Here is an 18,279-nt window from a genome sequence, read left to right on the forward strand (position 1 = left end):
CTCTGATCGCTGCACCGTTAAGCCTCCGCTCAAGAATGCGCGCGGATCATTATCGAAGGGTTAATACACGCCGATGGCAGAGAAGATCGTCACCCGTTTCGCCCCGTCTCCCACGGGGTTTCTGCATATCGGGGGGGCACGCACGGCGCTCTTCAACTGGCTTTACGCGCGGGGCAGAGGTGGCCAATTCCTGCTGCGGATCGAGGACACCGACCGGGCCCGCTCCACCGAGGCGGCGACCGACGCGATCCTCAAGGGTCTTTCCTGGCTGGGGCTCGACCACGATGGCGACGTCGTCAGCCAGGCCGCCCGCGCGGATCGTCATGCCGAGGTGGCGCGCGATCTCTTGAGCAAGGGCGCGGCCTACAAGTGTTTTTCCTCGCAGGAGGAAATCGAGGCGTTCCGCGAGGCTGCCCGCGCCGAGGGCCGCTCGACGCTCTTCGTCTCACCCTGGCGCGATGCCGATCCGTCCACGCATCCCGAAGACGCGCCTTACGTGATCCGTCTCAAGACCTCGCTCGACGGTGAAACGGTGATCCGGGACGAGGTGCAGGGCGATGTCCGGATCGGAAACGATCAGCTCGACGACATGATCCTGCTGCGCTCGGACGGCTCGCCCGTCTACATGCTGGCCGTGGTCGTGGACGATCACGATATGGGCGTGACCCACGTGATCCGGGGCGACGATCATCTGAACAATGCCGCGCGGCAGATGGGGATCTACACCGCAATGGGCTGGGATGTGCCCGTCTACGCGCATATCCCGCTCATCCACGGGCCGGACGGCAAGAAATTGTCGAAACGGCACGGCGCGGTCGGGCTCGAGGAATACCAGGTGATGGGCTACCCCGCGCAGGGCATGCGGAATTACCTCGCCCGGCTCGGATGGAGCCACGGAGACGACGAGGTCTTCTCCGATGCCGAGGCGCTCGAATGGTTCGACATCACCGGAATCGGAAAATCGCCGGCGCGGCTCGATTTCAAGAAATTGGAAAGCATTTGCGGTCATCACATCGCCCGGATGGAGGATGCTGCACTGCTGCAAGAAATCGATGCTTTTCTGGATGCCGCCGGGCGCCCCGCCCTGACCGAAGGGCAGCGCGTGCTCTTGTCGGAGGGCATGTACTGCCTGAAAGATCGCGCCAAGACGCTCCCTGAACTCCTTGAAAAGGGGCGATTTATTTTCGCGGAACGCCCGATTGTCCCGGAGGAGAAAGCGGCGAAGGCACTGGACGATGTATCCCAAGGTATACTGTCAGAATTGACGCCGCAGCTGCGAAATGCTAATTGGTCGCGCGACAATCTGGAGGTTGTTCTCAACGCCTCGGCGGAAGCGCACGGAATTAAATTCGGCAAACTTGCGGGACCGCTCCGCGCCGCACTCGCAGGGCGCGCCGTCACGCCAAGTGTGTTCGACATGATGCTCGTTCTGGGACGCGATGAAACTATCGCGCGGCTGGACGACGCAGCAGGCCGAACGGACTGAGACACGGTCGCCAGACCGACCTCGTCCCGGCCAAACGACATTCGCGCGCCGCGCCCGCGGCGTGACAGGGATAGCTTGAAGGGACGACGCCATGGCTGAAAGCACGAAAAACGCAACGCTCTCCATCGACGGAAAATCGTGGGATCTGCCGATCTATTCGCCCACGGCCGGACCTGACGTGATCGACATCCGCAAGCTCTATTCGGATGCCGGTGTCTTCACATACGATCCGGGCTTCACTTCGACGGCGAGCTGCGACTCGACGATCACGTTCATCGACGGGGCCAAGGGCGAGCTGCTGCACCGCGGCTACCCGATCGATCAGCTCGCCGGCAAATCGCACTATCTTGAGGTTTGCTACCTGCTTCTCTACGGAGAGCTCCCCTCCGCAGAGCAACTCGAGATCTTCGAGAGCACGATCACCCGGCACACGATGCTGCACGAGCAGATGGTCAACTTCTTCCGTGGCTTCCGCCGGGACGCGCATCCGATGGCAGTCATGGTCGGTGTCGTCGGCGCGATGTCGGCCTTCTATCATGACAGCACCGACATCTCGGATCCCTACCAGCGCGAGGTCGCCTCGCACCGCCTGATCGCCAAGATGCCGACGATCGCGGCCTGGGCCTACAAGTATTCCGTGGGACAGCCCTTCGTCTATCCGCGCAACGATCTGTCCTACGCGGCGAACTTCCTGCACATGTGCTTTGCCGTGCCGGCAGAGGAATACGTGGTCGATCCGATTCTCGCCCGTGCGATGGACCGCATCTTCACGCTGCATGCGGATCACGAGCAGAACGCATCCACGTCGACGGTGCGGCTCGCCTCCTCCTCGGGCGCGAACCCCTTCGCCTGCGTCGCGGCGGGGATCGCCTGCCTGTGGGGTCCGGCGCATGGCGGCGCGAACCAGGCCTGCCTCGAGATGCTGAAAGAGATCGGCACCCCGGACCAGATCCCAGAATATATCGCGCGCGCGAAGGACAAGAACGATCCGTTCCGCCTCATGGGCTTCGGTCATCGCGTCTACAAGAACTTCGACCCCCGCGCGACGGTGATGAAACAATCGGCCGACGAGGTGCTCGATCTCCTTGGCGTCGAGAACAACCCGATCCTCGCCACCGCGAAAGAGCTCGAGAAGCAGGCGCTTGCCGATCCCTACTTCACCGAGAAGAAGCTCTTCCCGAACGTGGACTTCTATTCGGGCATCATTCTCGAGGCGATGGGCTTCCCCACCTCGATGTTCACGCCGATCTTCGCGCTCTCGCGCACGGTTGGCTGGGTCAGCCAGTGGAAAGAGATGCTGAACGATCCGCAGAACAAGATCGGCCGTCCGCGCCAGCTCTATCTCGGCAACACCCAGCGCGACTACGTGGACATCGAAAACCGCTGAACCGTGTCGCACACGACATCGCGCGGCCGTCCGGAAAACCGGGCGGCCGTTTCGATTCGCCCGTCCCGTGGACTTGGTGAGCCCGACTGCGACAATCCCGAGACTTCCTCAAACATTGTCACTAAGCCAAAGACAATGGAGCAGCCAAACCCCTGAAAAAAGGCGTTAATCTGGCGTTTCACCACCTTTTTCTTGCCACATATCGCAAGCTTGAGGCCATGTCTGGCGAGGCTTTCCTCAACCGCCGGAGTAACGAATATGGCAACTGGTGAAACTGTTATCGTGACGCTCGGATGCGATCCGACCATTGACCTCGAAGTGGTCGAGGACGGCAACAAGCTCGTCGTGCGTCTCATCAATCCGTCAGCCGATGTCGATATCGACGGGCTGTTCCTGAACCTTCAGAACGACGCGCTCGCGGATCAGATCGATATATGGCCGCGTGAAAACTCGGTACCGATCACCGGCTTCGACACTCAGGCCAACAGTGTCGACCATCTCGACAACGGCGCGACCGTCCAGGGCGACTACGATGTCGGCATCCAGTTCGGCAATGCGCCCGACAGCACCGCCGGCTACACCGAAGCGCCCGTGATGTTCACGATCGAGCCCAAGTTCGGCTCAGGCATCGACGCGATCACGCTCGCGGATCTCGACCTGACGAACGTCACCGTCGTCGTGAACAGCGATACGGGCAACGGCCAAGCGCTTGTCGGCAATCCCTCCGGCGATTTCGACGATGGCGCCACCACCACGGAAATCGTCGAGGAAGTGGCGGTCTCCGAGGACTTCAACCACATCCACCGCCCCGAAGACAGCGACGACATCGTGGGCAACGATGGCTGGTACATCTGGGACAACAAGGCGTGGACCGACGGCTGCCGGGACGGCAAGCTCGTTTTTGAGGAAGTCGCGGCGAATTCCGGCGTTACCATTTCCTTCGACGCCATGACCTGGAATGCGGCCTGCTTCGAGAATTCAGGCCATTCGAAGGACACGTTCGAGGTTCAGGTCAAGCTCGATGACGGCTCCTGGCAAACGCTCGATGTCTTCACCGTGAACGACAAGGGCACGGCGATGGTCGGCTCCGAGACGGGTCAGACCTTCGGCAACCATGGCAACACCCTGACCTACGAGGTCGACGGCGTCAGCGAAAGCGCACAGCTTCGTCTCGTCTCCGACTTCACGGCGAGCAACGAATATGTCGGGATCGACAATGTCGAGATCGTCGCGAAGAACGAGGTTATCATCGACGGTGACGGCGATGATTGCGACGACGAAGACGTCGTGATCGCGGAAGACGATTTCGACGGCATCCGTTACGTCAGCCACGCCGAAAGCGTACAACATGCCGGTAAATGGTATGCCGAAGACGGCAAGCTCGTCGCCGATGGCTGCAAGGACGGCAATCTCTGGTTCGATACGGTCGAGACGCCGAACGACACCACGATCTCCTTCGACGCCTCTACGCCGAACGCGCATTACTTCGAGAATAACGGCTGGATGGAAGACAGCCTCGAGGTCTGGGTTCTCAAGGACGGCCACGAATGGGTTCTGCTCGACACGTTCCAGGTGAACGATGAGGGCACGGCCCTGGTCGGCGACAAGACCGGACAGACGATCACCTCCGACAGCCAGACGATCAGTTATTCGGGCGGTGAGCTCGAAGGCGCGAAGACCATGCAGCTCGTGCTTGATGCGGATTTCTCGGCATCCAACGAGCAAGTCCACATCGACAACCTCGCCTTCACCGAGGAAGCGGAGTGCGACGACGACGAAGGCAAGGACGGCGAGGAAATCTGCGAGGATTTCAGCGGTCTGCAGGCCGGCGACGATCCCTTCGATGCGTTCGAGAACCTCAAGATCACCGCGACCAAGGCTGGCGCGACGCAGGCCGACGATGCGATGATCTTCGACACCGAGAACCCGACCGGTTGGGACTACGACCTTGGCTTTGCCGATCAGGGCAATGCGATCATCATCTCCGAAGATGGCGACGCGCATGATCCGGACGACAACGCCCACGGCGGCACGATCTCGTTCGAGTTCACCACACCGTCCGAGGTCAAGAGCCTCAGCATCCTCGATGTCGAGGAGCATGGCGGCACGATCGATCTCTTCGACGCGGACGGTAACGTTCTGAACTCGCTCGAAATCCCCGCGGGCCGCGACAACTCGCAGCAAACGCTCGAGATCAACACCCAAGGCGTGAGCTACATGGACGTGAACCTCGTCGGCTCCGGTGCGGTGGATGATCTCTGCTACATTCCGGAGGATGATTGCGAAGGCGACCAATACGACATTCTCTTCAAGGACGAAGAGGACGAGGACGCCGATCCTTACGCCAATGCCGAGGCAGAGAGCGAGGACGAGGACGCGTACGAATACGCGTAATCCAAACTCCTGCCCAAGACAGCGCGCCCGGGGCTCCTGCTCCGGGCGCGATCGTTTCGGCGAACCAGAGGCGCCGTTAACCCATTGTTAAGATTACAATCCGCTTAACCATTACATTCTGTTATTCCGCGCTCGGGGCAGTCAGTGGAGTTTGCGGAATGGAACAGCTGGTTTTCCTTGCCTTCGGCCTCATGGCATTGCCCGAAGACGACAAGCGGGCGCATTTCCTCGCCGGACGGGCGATCACGGAAATCGGACAGGCCGACGGTCTGGATCCATTGGAAGCGTGCGGCGTGACGCTGCTGGCCGGTGTCGCCAAGGAGATGGCCGATGTCCGCGGACCGGGCGACGCCTCGCTCCGCGACGGGCTCGCGACCGTCGCGGGATGCGGCATCACCTATCGGTTCTGAGCGATCAGCGCCCCTCGAAGGAAGCGGGGCGCTTTTCGAGGAAGGCGAGCACACCCTCTTTGAAGTCGCGGGTCTGGCCGCATTCACCCTGCAGCTTCGCCTCGAGTGCGAGTTGTTCCTCGAGATCGTTCTCGAAGCTCGCATGCATGGCCTGTTTGACCTTCTGAAACGCCGCGGTCGGCCCCTTGGCGAGATGCGCCGCCCGCGCGCGCCAATGGGCGTCGAACTCATCATCCGCAACCGCTTCCCAGATCATGCCCCATTGGTCAGCCTGCCGCGCGGATATCTTCTCAGCGAATAGCGCCGCGCCCATCGCCTTGGCGAGCCCCATCTGCCGCGGCAGTGCCCAGGTGCCGCCCGCATCGGGGATGAGCCCGATCCGCGTGAAGGCCTGGCTGAAGAAGGCGCTTTCGGTGGCGATGACCACATCGGCAACGAGAGCAAGATTGGCCCCTGCCCCCGCTGCCGCCCCGTTGACCGCCGAGATCGTCGGGACCGGGCTGTCCACGATCGCACGCAGCATCGGCACGTATTCGTCGCGAAGCGTGCGTTCGAGATCGAGGTTGGCGGCATTGGACCGATCTCCAAGATCCTGACCCGAACAGAAGGCCCGGCCCGTGCCGGTCAGGACGACGCAGCGCGCCTCCTCTCCGCCGCGCTTGACGGCATGGGTGATCTCGGCGCGCATCTGGGTGTTGAGCGCGTTCATCACGTCGGGACGGTTCATGGTGACGACAGCCACCCCGTCTGCGACCTCATAGGAAAGCGTTTCGTATTGCATGAGCCCTGTCCTCCTTGTCGCGCGCATCAAACACGCGCCCGCGGGGAAAGGCAAAGCGCAACGCGGCGTCACGGGAGGGCGGATCAGCGGCTGTCGCCGTCCAGAAGTTCACGGAGGCGGGCTTGCTCTGCGTCGCTCAGTCCCGCTTCCGCCTGCGCCTCGGCGCGAGAGCGGCCGCGCAAATAGCCGAGGCCAAGACCAAGGGCGATCAGCCCCATGAGCGGGCCCGCACCCCAGAGCAGCCAGTTCCAGCCATCGGCCTGCGGGTTCAGGAGAACGAATTCACCGTACCGCTCCACGATGAAGTCGACGACTTCCTCGTCGGTATCGCCAGCTTCCAGCCGCTCGCGCACGAGCAGACGCAGATCCCGCGCGAGCGAAGCGTTGGATTCGTCGATGGATTCGTTGCGGCAGACCAGGCAGCGCAGACCTTCGGAAATCTCCCTCGCCCGCGCTTCGAGTGCCGGATCGTCGAGCACTTCATCGGGCTGCACTGCCGGCAGGGTCGATGTCAGAGACGCCGCGAAGACGGCCGCAAGGGTGAATGAGCGTGCGACCCTCATTCCGCCGGCACCGCAGACCGAGAGGTCTTCTTCGCCCCGGCGGCCACGCGGAAACGCCGGTCCGTGAGGCTGAGCGCGCCGCCGAGAGACATGATGAGGCAGCCCGCCCAGATCCAGTTTGCGAGGGGCTTGATATATGTCCGAACGACCCAGCCGCCGTCATCCTGACGGTCGCCGATCACAACGTAGACATCGCGCAGGAAGCGGTAGTCGATCGCAGCCTCGGTCGTGGGCATCCGCGCCACCGGGTAATTGCGCTTCTCGGGCGTCAGAACAGCCACCTCGCGCCCATCCTTGGCCAGCGTCACGTTCGCCATCGTGGAGACGTAGTTCGGCCCCTGAACGCGATCCACGGCATTCAGCGTCAGCGTGAAGGCTCCGACATCGAAGGTCTCTCCGATCTGCGCCGTGCGGATGTCCTCCGACTCCCAGGCCGTCAGTCCCGCGACCCCGATGAAAAGGATGCCGAGCCCCGCATGTGCGACGCTCTTTCCCCAATCGGCGCGCGGCAGGCGGGCAAGCCGTTTGAGATCGCGCGACTGTCCGGTACGCGACCAGAGATCCACCACCGAGCCGCCGACGAGCCAGGCGCCGAGGAAGAGCCCGACCGGCCCCAGCAGCGAGCGTCCGGTTTGCATCGCCCAGGCCAGCCCCGCGATGGCGAAGGCCAGGAGCAGCACCGGCAGAAGGCTTCGCCCGATGCGACCCAGCTTGCCGCGCTTCCAGGAGATCATCGCGCCAAAGGGCAGGATCAGCCCGAGGATCAGCATGAAGGGCGTGAAGGCCGCGTTGAAGAACGGCGGGCCGACCGAAAGCTTCCGGTCGAACGCCATCTCCGCGATGAGCGGCCAGATCGTGCCGACGAAAACGACGAGCGAGGAGACCGCCAGCAGGATGTTGTTGGCCACCAGCGCGGATTCCCGGCTGACCATCCCGAAGACGCCCTTGGCCTGCATCGAGCTCGCCCGCGCTGCGAAAAGCGTGAGCGCGCCGCCGGTGAAGGCGATGAGGATCATCAGAATGAAGACGCCGCGCTCGGGGTCGTTCGCGAACGCGTGGACCGAGGTGAGCACGCCCGAGCGCACGATGAACGTGCCGATCAGGGAGAAGCCGAAGGCGAGGATCGCCAGAAGGATCGTCCAGGCTTTCAACGCCTCGCGCTTTTCGACCACGATCGCCGAATGCAGCAGCGCCGCTGCGAAAAGCCAGGGCATGAAGGACGCGTTCTCGACCGGATCCCAGAACCAGAAGCCGCCCCAGCCAAGCTCGTAATAGGCCCACCAGGAGCCCATGCCGATTCCGATGGTCAGGAAGATCCAGGCCGCGAGCGTCCAGGGTCGCACCCAGCGGCCCCATGCGGCATCGACGCGCCCTTCAATGAGCGCGGCAACCGCGAAGGAGAAGCAGATCGATAGACCGACATAGCCGAGATAGAGAAATGGCGGATGGAAGGCGAGGCCGGGATCCTGCAAGAGCGGATTGAGATCCTGTCCGTCGAAAGGCGGCACGGCAAGGCGCGCGAAGGGGTTCGAGGTCCAAAGGATGAAGGCATAGAACGCCACACCGATCGAGGCCTGCACCGCGAGGACACGAGCCTTCAGCGTCTCGGGCAGGTTGCCGCCGAACCAGCCGGCCATCGCCCCGAACAATGCCAGGATCAGCACCCAGAGCAGCATCGAGCCCTCGTGGTTCCCCCAGGTACCGGAGATCTTGTAGAGCATCGGTTTGGCCGAATGCGAGTTCTGCGTGACGAGGTTGAGCGAGAAATCCGACGTCACGAAGGCATGGACGAGCGCGCCGAAGGAGAAGGCCACCAGCAGGAATTGCGCCGTCGCCGCTGGCTCGCCCACGGCCATCCAGCCGCTCCACCGTTTTTGCGCGCCGACGAGCGGCACCACCGTTTGCACGAGCGCCACGAGGAACGCGAGGATCAGGGCGAAATGGCCAAGCTCTGTAATCATGCCCTGTTATAGGCACGAAAAATGGGGCGGGCCAATGGGGAGCAGCCCGCCCCGGTTCAACTTGTCGCGCGTCTCAGCCGGCGCGGGCCCGCCACTCGGCAAGCGCTGCATTCGGTTCCAGGGGCTGCGTTTTCTCGGGCCTCTCAGGCTCAGCGGCACGAAGTGTCTCCAATGCCTTCATATCCGCCATCACGCGCGGCGCGGCCGCCATAGTCAGCGCGACGTCGCGCTGGAAGTCCTGTCCCTTCGCCTGGTGACGCGCTCCGAAATAGAAGCTCACGATCGCGCCCAGAAGCCACCAGAGCGGCTCTGGCACGAGTGCAATCCCCGCCATGCGTTGGCCGAACCAGACCGGATCCACGAGCGCCGCGACGAAGAGCCCGATCGTGCCCAGGGCCATCGCCGGGCGCGGAACACGGTTGAGCCCGTCGATCACCTGGTCGAATACCCCTTTCCTCGGCAAAGCAAACTCCGCGCCGAATTGCTTGAGGGCGGCCTCGCGAAGGGCCTGCCCGCGTTCCGCTTCGCCTTCGGCATTGGCGCGAAACACCTCGACGGTTTCCGCGACGACGTTCCGGCCGGTGCCGAACAGCAGCTCCATCACCCCCATGCCGCAACCCTCCGCTCGAAGTCGCGCTGGCTGAGGTGATAGCGCGGCGCGATGAACTCTTCCGCCCGCGAGATCCAGCCGCCCTTCCCGCCAGCGCGGGTCCGGGCGTATTTGCGCGAGGCCGGGCGGCGGTCCGCCAGCGCAAAATAGTAGTTGCGCCGCGCGATTCCGTAGGCATCGATGAAATAGGCACCCGCCTGGTCATGGGCCTCGCGCGCCGCGCCGCAGGTTTCGGGGCCAAGCGCCCCATCCACCGCCACGCGCCAGCCCATCTCGCAGAGAAGTCGCTGGAGGATCTTGATCGCATTGGACCCGGCATTCACCTGCATGTCGAAGACGCTTGCCTGTAATGGCTCTGGCAGGTTCGCGATGCCTGGGGCGTGGAAATAGTGCTGCAGGAAGATCTCCGTCGCCTCGGCGCGGCTCAGCGCCTTCACATCCGACACCCCGACACGGCCATCGCCATCGAGATCGCGGCCGAGCCGGCGCATCGTGTGAAGGGTGACGCCATACTTCGTTGCGCCGCCGGGATCGTCCGGATCGTTCACGTAGCCGCCTTCACGCGCCACGATCTCTTCGGCGATGCGCCGGACGTCGGACTTGGATGAGCTCATCGGATTTGCCTCTTGCCTCTGGATAGTGAGGTGGCAAAGCTCGCGCGAACGGGTTAATAGCGGGCTCCATCGGCGTTCGCAGCCGGCACGGATCAGGGGATGGCGACATGCACGCGGATGAAATCATTACGCTTCTGGGGCTGGAGCCACATCCCGAAGGCGGACATTACAGGCAGACCTGGGAAGGGCCCGGAGAGGAACGCGCCTCGGGCACGGCGATCTATTTCCTTCTCAAAGGAGACGAGGTGAGCCATTGGCACCGCGTCGATGCCGCCGAGATCTGGCACTTCTATGCCGGCGCGGCGCTGAAGATCGCCGACACCGATCAGGGCCCGGTCACCGAGTTCACGCTGGGGTCCGATTTCGAGACCGGCCAGCGCCCGCAGATCATCGTGCCGCAAGGGGCGTGGCAATCGGCGCGGTCCACCGGGGACTGGACGCTGGTCGGCTGCACGGTATCGCCCGGTTTCCGCTTCGAAGGGTTCGAGTTGGCACCGGAAGGGTTCGACATACCTGGCGCATGAAAAAGGCCGGGCGCTTGGGCCCGGCCTTGATAACGTGAGAGACGTGGAACCTTAGTTCCAGAAGCCTTCATCGACGCCTTCCATCTCTTCCAGCTGCTCTTCGCTCTGGCCGATGGCGAGCGCGTAGCTGCGGTCATCGACGGGCACGAGCTGCACATCGTCGATTTCCATGAAAATGTGCTTGTCGCCAAGATCGAGGAAGCCACCGACCTCGATCACGAGCCCGCGAAATTCACCGCTGCGCGTCAGGACCACGTCTTCAATGGTGCCGATCTGGTTCCAGTCGGAGCCGACCTCTTCATAGGTCTCTGCGCCGAAGTTCTCGACGCCCTCTTCGGAGTTGACCGAGTAGACGGGCCCGTCGGTGATGTCGCGTGTGCGGATGAGCTGCGCGTCCTCGGCGTTGCCGGTCATCTCGGCTGTCTCTTCGGAGATCTCGTCACCGGCGTTCTCGGCCGCCTGCTCGGTGTTCTCAGCGGCGTTCTCGGTCGCCTGAGCGGCATCTTCCGCAGCGTTTTCAGTTGCCTGCGCGGCATCTTCAGCTGCGTTCTCGGTCGCTTGGGCCGCGTCCTCAGCGGCGTTTTCGGTCGCTTCACCCGCGTTCTCGACCGCCTGCTCGGCATTCTGAGCGGCGTCGTCCAAGTTGTCGTCGGATTCCTGGGCGAACGCGGTGCCCGCAACCATCGTCAGGGCGAGTGCGGACGTCATAAGACGTGTCATGAGATACTCCTTTCAATCTCGTGCATCTGGGCAAAGAACACGAAATCGGGAGCGGCGTTCCACTTATTGAGCAAAAAATACTCACGAAATTCACGGAACAGTGAGCGGCCTCACGCGTTCGCGCGGATCATGCGTCAGTCGCGGTAAAGCGACGCGAATTCGATCAATTGCCGGGTGGAGCCATCCTTGTCCTCGGCGGATCGCTCCCCGGTCACAACAGGTCCGAGCGAGGAGGCCAGCTCCTTGCCAAGCTCCACTCCCCACTGATCGAAGGAGTTGATGCGGAGGATCACGCCCTCGACGAAGACCCGGTGCTCGTAGAGCGCGACAATCTTGCCGAGCGTCTCGGGCGTGAGCTGACCGTAGATCAGCGTCGTCGACGGCCGGTTCCCGGGGAACACGCGATGACGCGCCTGCCGCTCGAGCTCAGCGCCCTCGAATTTGCCGGCGACGGTCTCTCGCGCGTCCTCGATACTGCGCCCGCGCATGAGCGCCTCGGACTGCGCGAGGCAATTGGCGAGCAGAAGGTCGTGATGGTGCCCGAGCTCGGGTTCGTGCCCTTTCGCGGCGACCATGAATTCGCAAGGGATCACGCGTGTGCCCTGGTGGATCAGTTGATAGAAGGCATGCTGCCCGTTGGTGCCGGGCTCTCCCCAGACGACGGGACCGCTGTTGTAGGGCAGCGGCGTTCCGTCCATCGCGACGGACTTGCCGTTGCTCTCCATCTCGAGCTGCTGAAGGTAGGCCGGAAGCCGGGCGAGCCGGTCGTCATAGGGCAGCACGGCGCGGGTCGGGTGCCCGAGCACCTGGTTGTGCCAGATGCCGATAAGCGCGAGGAGCACCGGCATGTTCTCGTGCAGTTGCGCCGACTGGAAGTGGCGGTCCATCTCCTCCGCGCCGCTCAGGAAGGAGCGGAACGCCTTGGGGCCGATGGCGATCATCAGGGACAGCCCGATCGGCCCCCACATCGAATAACGCCCGCCGACCCAGTCGCCGAAACCGAAAACACGCGCCTCGGGGATGCCCCACTCGGCGGCCTTTTCCTTGTTCGAGGACAGCGCGACGAAACGCGTCTCGGGCTCCACGCCGCGATCCATCAGCCAGGCCCGCGCGGTGCGGGCATTGGTCATGGTCTCAATCGTGGTGAAGGTCTTGGACGCGACGATGAACATCGTCGTCTCGGGGTCGAGCCCGCGCAAGGTATCAGCGATATCCGCGCCGTCTACGTTCGAGACGAAATGACAGCGCGGGCCGTCCGCATAGGGCGACAGCGCCGTGTAGGCCATTGCCGGGCCGAGATCGGAGCCGCCGATGCCGATATTGACGACGTCGGTCACGGATGCGCCGCGCAGCTCCTCCGCGAGCGCTTCCATCCGCTCGAGCGTTGCCAGAACCTCGGGCATGACGTCCACGCCATCGACGTGCACCGGGCTGCCGGAGAGATTGCGTAGCGCCGTGTGCAGAACCGCCCTGCCCTCGGTCTCGTTGATTGGCTCGCCGGTGAACATCGCCGTGCGGCGCGTCTCGACGCCGCGCGCGCTTGCAAGGTTCAGAAGCGCGGCGCGGATCTGCTCGTCCGCCTGCGTCTTGGAATAATCAAAGAGCATGCCCGCGGCCTTGAGGCTGAACTCCTCGGCACGGTTCGGATTTTCGGCGAAAAGGCCCTCTATCCGGCGATCTTCGATCTTTCTCGCCAGTGCCTGCAAGTCTTCGAACATGGCTTTACTCCGCCCAGTGCACGGTTGCGCCGCCAAGGACGGCCTTGATCGGAGCCTCAGAGGGCGACAGCCCGCGCGCCCGTTCCAGCGCCTCGCGCTTTTCCTGTCCGAAGATCAGGATGTGTTTCGACAGCGCACCATTGAGCACGGGCGCGGTCAGCGTCACGCGCGGCTCGGGCGCACCTTCGGCCCGCATCGGCATCAGGATCGGTGCGCGTTTGTCGAGCGCATCCTCCAGCCGGTCCGCGCCGGGAAAAAGCGATGCCGTGTGCATGTCAGCGCCCATTCCCAGAAGCACGACCGACAGCGGCAACTCGGGCGCGATGATCTCGGCGATTTCGTCCAGACGCTCTTCCGGTGTCTGGCAGGGCATGTACATCGGCAGGAGCCGCGCTTCGGCGGCCTTCTCCACCAGCAATCGCTCGCGCAGAAGCCGCGTGTTCGAACGCTCGCTGTCCTCGGGTACCCAGCGCTCGTCTGTCAGCATCACGTCGACCCGCGACCAGTCGAGCTGCACCGAACAGAGATCGTCGAAAACGGGCCCCGGGGAGGTGCCGCCGGGCACGGCAAAGGTCACGCGCTCGGCTTGCGACAGCGCCGAGCGCAGCTCGCCGGCAATCTTGTTGGCCAGGTTGATCGCGAGCGCCTCGCGGTCGGGATAGCTGATGAACTCCATTGGCCTTTCTCCGTCCGAACCGGTGTCTACGTCGCGGTGAGGCTAACAGCCCGCACCGGCCCTCGTCATGCCTTGATCTCGCGCCAGCGCCGGCCGTCACGATGCAGGAGCATGAGGCTATCCTCTGGCCCCGGCCCACCCGGATCATAGGGTTTCGGCACGTCGCCGCGCGCCTCCCATCCCTCGATGATCGGATCGGTCCAGGCCCAGGCGGCCTCCACCTCGTCGCCGCGCATGAACAGCGTCTGGTTGCCCCGGATCACGTCCATGATGAGCCGTTCGTAAGCGTCGGGCACCGCCTCGGTATCGGGGCCGAGCGCGTCGGCAAAGGTCATGTCGAGTGGCACGTCCACAAGGCGCATGCCACCGGGGCCCGGTTCCTTGATCGTCACGTCGAGGGTCATGCCCTCGTTCGGCTGCAACCGGATCGACAGAACGTTCCGGTGCCGTCCGGCATCCGCGCCGAAGATCGAATGCGGCGCATCCTTGAAAACGACCGCGATCTCGGAGGTTCGTGCGCGCAGCCGCTTGCCCGTACGCAGGTAAAAGGGCGTGCCTGCCCAGCGCCAGTTCGAGATATTCACACGCATCGCGACGAAGCTTTCCGTGCGCGACTTCTCGTTCTCGACGTGTACGCGGTAGCCCTCTTCGTCCCCGCCGGCGGCATATTGGCCGCGCACCATGTGGTGCGGTTCCACCGGATCGAGCGCGCGGATCACCTTGAGCTTTTCGTCCCGAACCGCGTCGGGGTCGAATTTCGCGGGCGGTTCCATCGCGATGAGGCACAGAAGCTGCATCAGGTGGTTCTGCACCATGTCCCGCATCGCGCCGGACTTGTCGTAATAGGATCCGCGCCCGCCGACACCCACGGTCTCGGCCACGGTGATCTGGATGTGGTCGACGTATTGGGAATTCCACAACGGCTCGAACAGCATGTTGCCGAAACGGACGGCCATGAGGTTCTGCACCGTCTCCTTCCCGAGATAATGGTCGATCCGGTAGATCTGCGTCTCGTCAAAATGCTGGGCGAGCGTTGCGTTCAGGCTTTTGGCCGAGGTCAGATCGTGACCGAAAGGCTTTTCCACCACGATCCGGCTTTCCGCGTCGGCAAGACCTTTGTCGCGAAGCCGCTCTGCGATCGCGCCGAACAGCGACGGGCCGACCGAAAAATAGAAAGCGCGGATCGTGTCGTCGCGCAGATGGCTCTTGAGCGCCTCCCAGCCATCATCGCCTGTCGCATCCACGGCTTCGTAATGAACACGCTCGAGAAAGCTCGAAAGCTGACCGGGCTCGTGCGGGGTCGATCCGAATTCCTCGATCGAGGCGCGCACCATCTCGCGGAATTCCTCGACGCTCATTTCAGAGCGCGCGGCGCCGATGATCTTGGCCTCGGGCGGAACCTGTCCGGCACAATATCGGCGGAAAAGACCTGGCAGGATCTTGCGGCGGGCCAGATCGCCGGTGCCGCCGAAGATGACGAGGTCGAACCTGTCGACCGGGATGACGCGGGATACCATGGACCGTTGCTCCGATTCGTCCTGTCTTGTGCCCTTCCTGCCCGGCAGATGCGTCTATTCGCAATGCCCTGACCGAAAAGGACGCGATTTAGTTAGCGCTAACGCAAGCGCGCTGACGGGTTAGCCCAACTTAGCCGCTCTGTCTAATGCCTTGACGCGCTTGCCGTCCGAGACGGGCCATGCCACCACATTGCGACAATACCGACCGGAGATACGCATGGCGCCGCGCAAGATCATCATCGACACCGATCCCGGCCAGGACGACGCGGTCGCGATCCTGCTCGCGCTGGCCTCTCCCGAAGAGATCGAAGTGCTCGGTATCACCACGGTCGCGGGCAACGTGCCGCTGGAGCTGACCACGAAGAACGCGCGCATCGTCTGCGAACTCGCGGGCAAACCGGACACCCGCATCTTCGCAGGGTGCGACCGCCCGCTTGGCCGCGATCTCGTGACCGCAGAGCATGTGCATGGCAAGACGGGTCTCGACGGCCCCACCCTGCCCGAGCCGACCATGCCGCTTCAGGACCGGCATGCGGTCGATTTCATCATCGACACGCTTCGCGAGGAACCCGAAGGCAGCGTCACGCTCTGCCCGCTCGGGCCGCTGACCAATATCGCGACCGCACTGGACCGCGCGCCCGACATCGGCCCGCGCATCAAGGAGATCGTGCTCATGGGCGGGGCCTATTTCGAGGTGGGCAACATCACCCCGGCCGCCGAATTCAACATCTACGTGGACCCCGAGGCGGCGAAACAGGTCTTCGGCTGCGGTGCGCCGATCACCGTCATGCCGCTCGACGTCACGCACAAGGCGCTGGTTACCAAGCCCCGGAACGACGCCTTCCGTGCGCTCGGCACCCCGGCCGGGATCGCGGTCGCCGAGATGACCGATTTCTTCGAGAGGTTCGACAAGGAGAAATACGGCTCCGAAGGTGCGCCGCTGCATGATCCGTGTGTGACCGCCTATCTCATCAAGCCCGAACTTTTCTCGGGACGCCACATCAACGTGGAGATCGAGATCACCTCCGAGCTGACACTCGGCATGACGGTCGCCGATTGGTGGGGCGTCTCCGGCCGACCGCCGAACGCCACATTCATGGGCGATCTCGATGCGGACGGGTTCTTCGCGCTGCTGACGGGGCGGATTGGTCGGCTATGAGCGGCTTTCTTCTCTATGGACATCCGGATTCGGGCCATGCGTGCAAGGTCGCGCTGGCGCTGCGACTTGCGGGCCAAGCGCACGAGACCAGTCGCATCGACATCTGGGCTCCACGCGAGACGCGGGATGCGGCGTTTCTTGCCGCCAGTCCTGCCGCCGAAGTGCCCTGTCTGATGATCGACGGTGCGCCGCATGTTCAATCGGGTGCGATCCTGCTCGACCTTGGAGAGCGTCTGACCGGCCTGGGCGGAAACAACGCGGCGGGGATGCGCCGCGCGCGGGAGGTGCTGTTCTGGGAAGCCAACCGGATCGGCATGTGCCTGCCGCAGCTGATCGAAGCGCGCAGGACCGGAGCGGCCCCCTTCCCGCCCGGCGCTGTCGCGTGGCTCGAGGGCCGCTTCGCTGTGGATCGCGACCGCTTCGATCTTCTGCTCGGCGATGCGCCGTTCTTCCACGGCGACGCGCCGGGTATCGCCGATTGCGCGGTTTGGGGCTATGTCCAGTGGGTCGAGAAGGCGGGGCAGACCCCGTCTGCCGCGATGGCGGCATGGCTGACAAGGATGCGCGATCTGCCGGTCGAGACGCGGCCCGAGGCGCTCTTTCCCGCCTGAGCCGCGGGGCTTCGCCGATCACAGGGTCGCCCCCTTTCGCAGACGGGGCGAATGGCCTAGTGCACGGCGCAAAGCGGCGCGCAGGAAGGGCCCCCATGAAATCGCTTCATCTTGCCAGTCCCGGCGACGCGGAAAAGCTTCTGCCTCTCGTCGCGGCGTTCCATACCGAAATGGGCTTCGGCACCGATGCCGAACATCAGGCGCAGGCGATCGCGCCGCTCCTCGACGGCTCGCCGCACGGGGCAATCTGGCTCGTGGGGCCGCGCAAGGCCCCGGTGGGCTATATCGTCATCACCTTCGGCTGGTCGGTCGAGTTCGGCGGGCTCGACGCCATCGTCGACGAGGTTTACGTGCGCCCCGCAGTGCGCCGCCGCGGCATGGGCGGCGAGGCGCTCAACGAAATCGCCAAGGCGCTGAAGGATGCGGGCGTCCACGCTCTGCATCTCGAGGTGGCGCAATCGGACGACCAGGCGCAAAACTTCTATTCCCGCGCCCGGTTCAAGACGCGCGACGGTTACGTGTTCATGTCGCGCATCTTACGTTGAGCGGTCAGCTCATCGAAGCGACGACGATCACCATGAGGATCGAGTAGAGCATGATCCCGCCCCCGATCATCCAGACGGGGTAGTTCCTGCCGACGCTCGCCTTGGCCAGCTCCTTGGCCTGGTAGATGAGATCCGGCCACGTGTAGCTGACGAAATCGCCTTGCGTGAAGACCATTTTGATCCGTCCCTCGGCATCCACGACCGGAAGGCGGCGGAAGCGCTCGTTCGACATGATGCGAAGCCAGTCGATGAGATCGTCATCCTCTTTCGCCACGCGCGGATCGCGGGTCATGATCTCGGAGAGCTTGACCTCGGCCGCGTTCTTCTCGGACCCGACGATCTTTCGCATGACGTCGCGCTCGGTCACCACGCCGATCACCTTGTTGCCCTCGTCCACGATCATCACCGAGCCGTAATTCTTCTCGTTCATCGCCTTCACCGCGGCGAGAACGGTTTCGCCTTCGGGCATGGTCAGGGGCTTGGGTTTGCTCTTGAATTCCGGACGATCCTTGATCGCCATTCCGACACGGTCCGTCGCAGCCATGAGGGATCTCCTTCTTTCTCGGTCAATTCAAGGAGCTAGCGTGCCCCGCCAAAGAGCCA

Annotated in this window: 18 protein-coding genes; 8 read left to right on the plus strand and 10 right to left on the minus strand. The window is 63.6% G+C overall.

What is annotated here, in order from left to right:
- The first annotated feature begins 73 nt into the window (after nucleotides 1-73).
- The 4 genes from gltX to FIU91_RS11670 all read left to right on the plus strand — a co-directional run bounded on the left by gltX (nucleotide 74) and on the right by FIU91_RS11670 (nucleotide 5,677).
- On the plus strand, nucleotides 74-1,486 hold the full coding sequence (gene gltX / locus FIU91_RS11655; protein WP_152462574.1) for a glutamate--tRNA ligase: 1,413 nt from the start codon (nucleotides 74-76) through the stop codon (nucleotides 1,484-1,486).
- A 91-nt stretch (nucleotides 1,487-1,577) separates the two neighbouring features.
- Nucleotides 1,578-2,873, plus strand: coding sequence for a citrate synthase (gene gltA / locus FIU91_RS11660; protein ID WP_093010010.1), 1,296 nt, complete (start codon nucleotides 1,578-1,580; stop codon nucleotides 2,871-2,873).
- A 258-nt stretch (nucleotides 2,874-3,131) separates the two neighbouring features.
- Complete coding sequence (locus FIU91_RS11665) at nucleotides 3,132-5,267, plus strand: hypothetical protein (protein WP_152462575.1); 2,136 nt, start codon at nucleotides 3,132-3,134, stop codon at nucleotides 5,265-5,267.
- 158 nt (nucleotides 5,268-5,425) lie between these two features.
- Nucleotides 5,426-5,677, plus strand: coding sequence for a hypothetical protein (locus FIU91_RS11670; protein WP_152462576.1), 252 nt, complete (start codon nucleotides 5,426-5,428; stop codon nucleotides 5,675-5,677).
- Nucleotides 5,678-5,681: 4 nt separating this feature from the next.
- Here FIU91_RS11670 and FIU91_RS11675 read toward each other — a convergent pair whose 3' ends face one another.
- From FIU91_RS11675 to FIU91_RS11695, 5 genes are all read right to left on the minus strand, one after another.
- Entirely contained in the window at nucleotides 5,682-6,458 is a 777-nt protein-coding gene (locus tag FIU91_RS11675) for an enoyl-CoA hydratase-related protein (protein ID WP_152462577.1), read from the minus strand.
- An 83-nt stretch (nucleotides 6,459-6,541) separates the two neighbouring features.
- Entirely contained in the window at nucleotides 6,542-7,021 is a 480-nt protein-coding gene (locus tag FIU91_RS11680; RefSeq protein WP_093010014.1) for a cytochrome c-type biogenesis protein, read from the minus strand.
- On the minus strand, nucleotides 7,018-8,982 hold the full coding sequence (locus FIU91_RS11685) for a heme lyase CcmF/NrfE family subunit (RefSeq protein ID WP_152462578.1): 1,965 nt from the start codon (nucleotides 8,980-8,982) through the stop codon (nucleotides 7,018-7,020). The genes FIU91_RS11680 and FIU91_RS11685 overlap by 4 nt, the downstream gene beginning before the upstream one ends.
- 73 nt (nucleotides 8,983-9,055) lie before the next feature.
- A complete protein-coding gene (locus FIU91_RS11690) occupies nucleotides 9,056-9,592 on the minus strand; it encodes a holin family protein (protein WP_152462579.1) in 537 nt (178 codons plus the stop codon).
- Complete coding sequence (locus FIU91_RS11695) at nucleotides 9,583-10,206, minus strand: holin-associated N-acetylmuramidase (RefSeq protein WP_152462580.1); 624 nt, start codon at nucleotides 10,204-10,206, stop codon at nucleotides 9,583-9,585. The genes FIU91_RS11690 and FIU91_RS11695 overlap by 10 nt, the downstream gene beginning before the upstream one ends.
- A gap of 107 nt (nucleotides 10,207-10,313) precedes the next feature.
- Between FIU91_RS11695 and FIU91_RS11700 the strand changes: the two genes are divergently transcribed.
- Entirely contained in the window at nucleotides 10,314-10,730 is a 417-nt protein-coding gene (locus FIU91_RS11700) for a cupin domain-containing protein (protein ID WP_152462581.1), read from the plus strand.
- A gap of 51 nt (nucleotides 10,731-10,781) precedes the next feature.
- Here FIU91_RS11700 and FIU91_RS19690 read toward each other — a convergent pair whose 3' ends face one another.
- The 4 genes from FIU91_RS19690 to zwf form a co-directional block, all read right to left on the minus strand.
- A complete protein-coding gene (locus FIU91_RS19690; RefSeq protein WP_254701952.1) occupies nucleotides 10,782-11,450 on the minus strand; it encodes a PRC-barrel domain-containing protein in 669 nt (222 codons plus the stop codon).
- 134 nt (nucleotides 11,451-11,584) lie between these two features.
- Nucleotides 11,585-13,168 (minus strand): glucose-6-phosphate isomerase, encoded by a 1,584-nt coding sequence (gene pgi / locus FIU91_RS11710; RefSeq protein WP_152462582.1) that lies wholly within the window; start codon nucleotides 13,166-13,168, stop codon nucleotides 11,585-11,587.
- Between the two features lie 4 nt (nucleotides 13,169-13,172).
- Nucleotides 13,173-13,844: a 6-phosphogluconolactonase gene (pgl, locus tag FIU91_RS11715; RefSeq protein WP_152462583.1), complete on the minus strand. Its 672-nt coding sequence runs from the start codon at nucleotides 13,842-13,844 to the stop codon at nucleotides 13,173-13,175.
- Nucleotides 13,845-13,909: 65 nt separating this feature from the next.
- Entirely contained in the window at nucleotides 13,910-15,361 is a 1,452-nt protein-coding gene (gene zwf / locus FIU91_RS11720) for a glucose-6-phosphate dehydrogenase (RefSeq protein WP_152462584.1), read from the minus strand.
- 217 nt (nucleotides 15,362-15,578) lie between these two features.
- Between zwf and FIU91_RS11725 the strand changes: the two genes are divergently transcribed.
- The 3 genes from FIU91_RS11725 to FIU91_RS11735 all read left to right on the plus strand — a co-directional run bounded on the left by FIU91_RS11725 (nucleotide 15,579) and on the right by FIU91_RS11735 (nucleotide 17,676).
- Nucleotides 15,579-16,520 carry a nucleoside hydrolase gene (locus FIU91_RS11725; RefSeq protein WP_152462585.1) on the plus strand — a complete coding sequence of 314 codons (942 nt, stop codon included), beginning with the start codon at nucleotides 15,579-15,581 and terminating at the stop codon, nucleotides 16,518-16,520.
- On the plus strand, nucleotides 16,517-17,131 hold the full coding sequence (locus tag FIU91_RS11730) for a glutathione S-transferase family protein (protein ID WP_152462586.1): 615 nt from the start codon (nucleotides 16,517-16,519) through the stop codon (nucleotides 17,129-17,131). Before FIU91_RS11725 ends, FIU91_RS11730 begins: the two co-directional genes overlap by 4 nt.
- Nucleotides 17,132-17,226: 95 nt before the next feature.
- Nucleotides 17,227-17,676, plus strand: a complete 450-nt coding sequence (locus FIU91_RS11735; RefSeq protein ID WP_093010024.1) for an N-acetyltransferase — start codon at nucleotides 17,227-17,229, stop codon at nucleotides 17,674-17,676.
- A 4-nt stretch (nucleotides 17,677-17,680) separates the two neighbouring features.
- Here FIU91_RS11735 and FIU91_RS11740 read toward each other — a convergent pair whose 3' ends face one another.
- Entirely contained in the window at nucleotides 17,681-18,220 is a 540-nt protein-coding gene (locus FIU91_RS11740; protein ID WP_093010025.1) for a CBS domain-containing protein, read from the minus strand.
- Nucleotides 18,221-18,279 lie beyond the last annotated feature (59 nt).

It is taken from the genome of Roseivivax sp. THAF30, assembly GCF_009363575.1.
Lineage (GTDB): Bacteria > Pseudomonadota > Alphaproteobacteria > Rhodobacterales > Rhodobacteraceae > Roseivivax > Roseivivax halotolerans.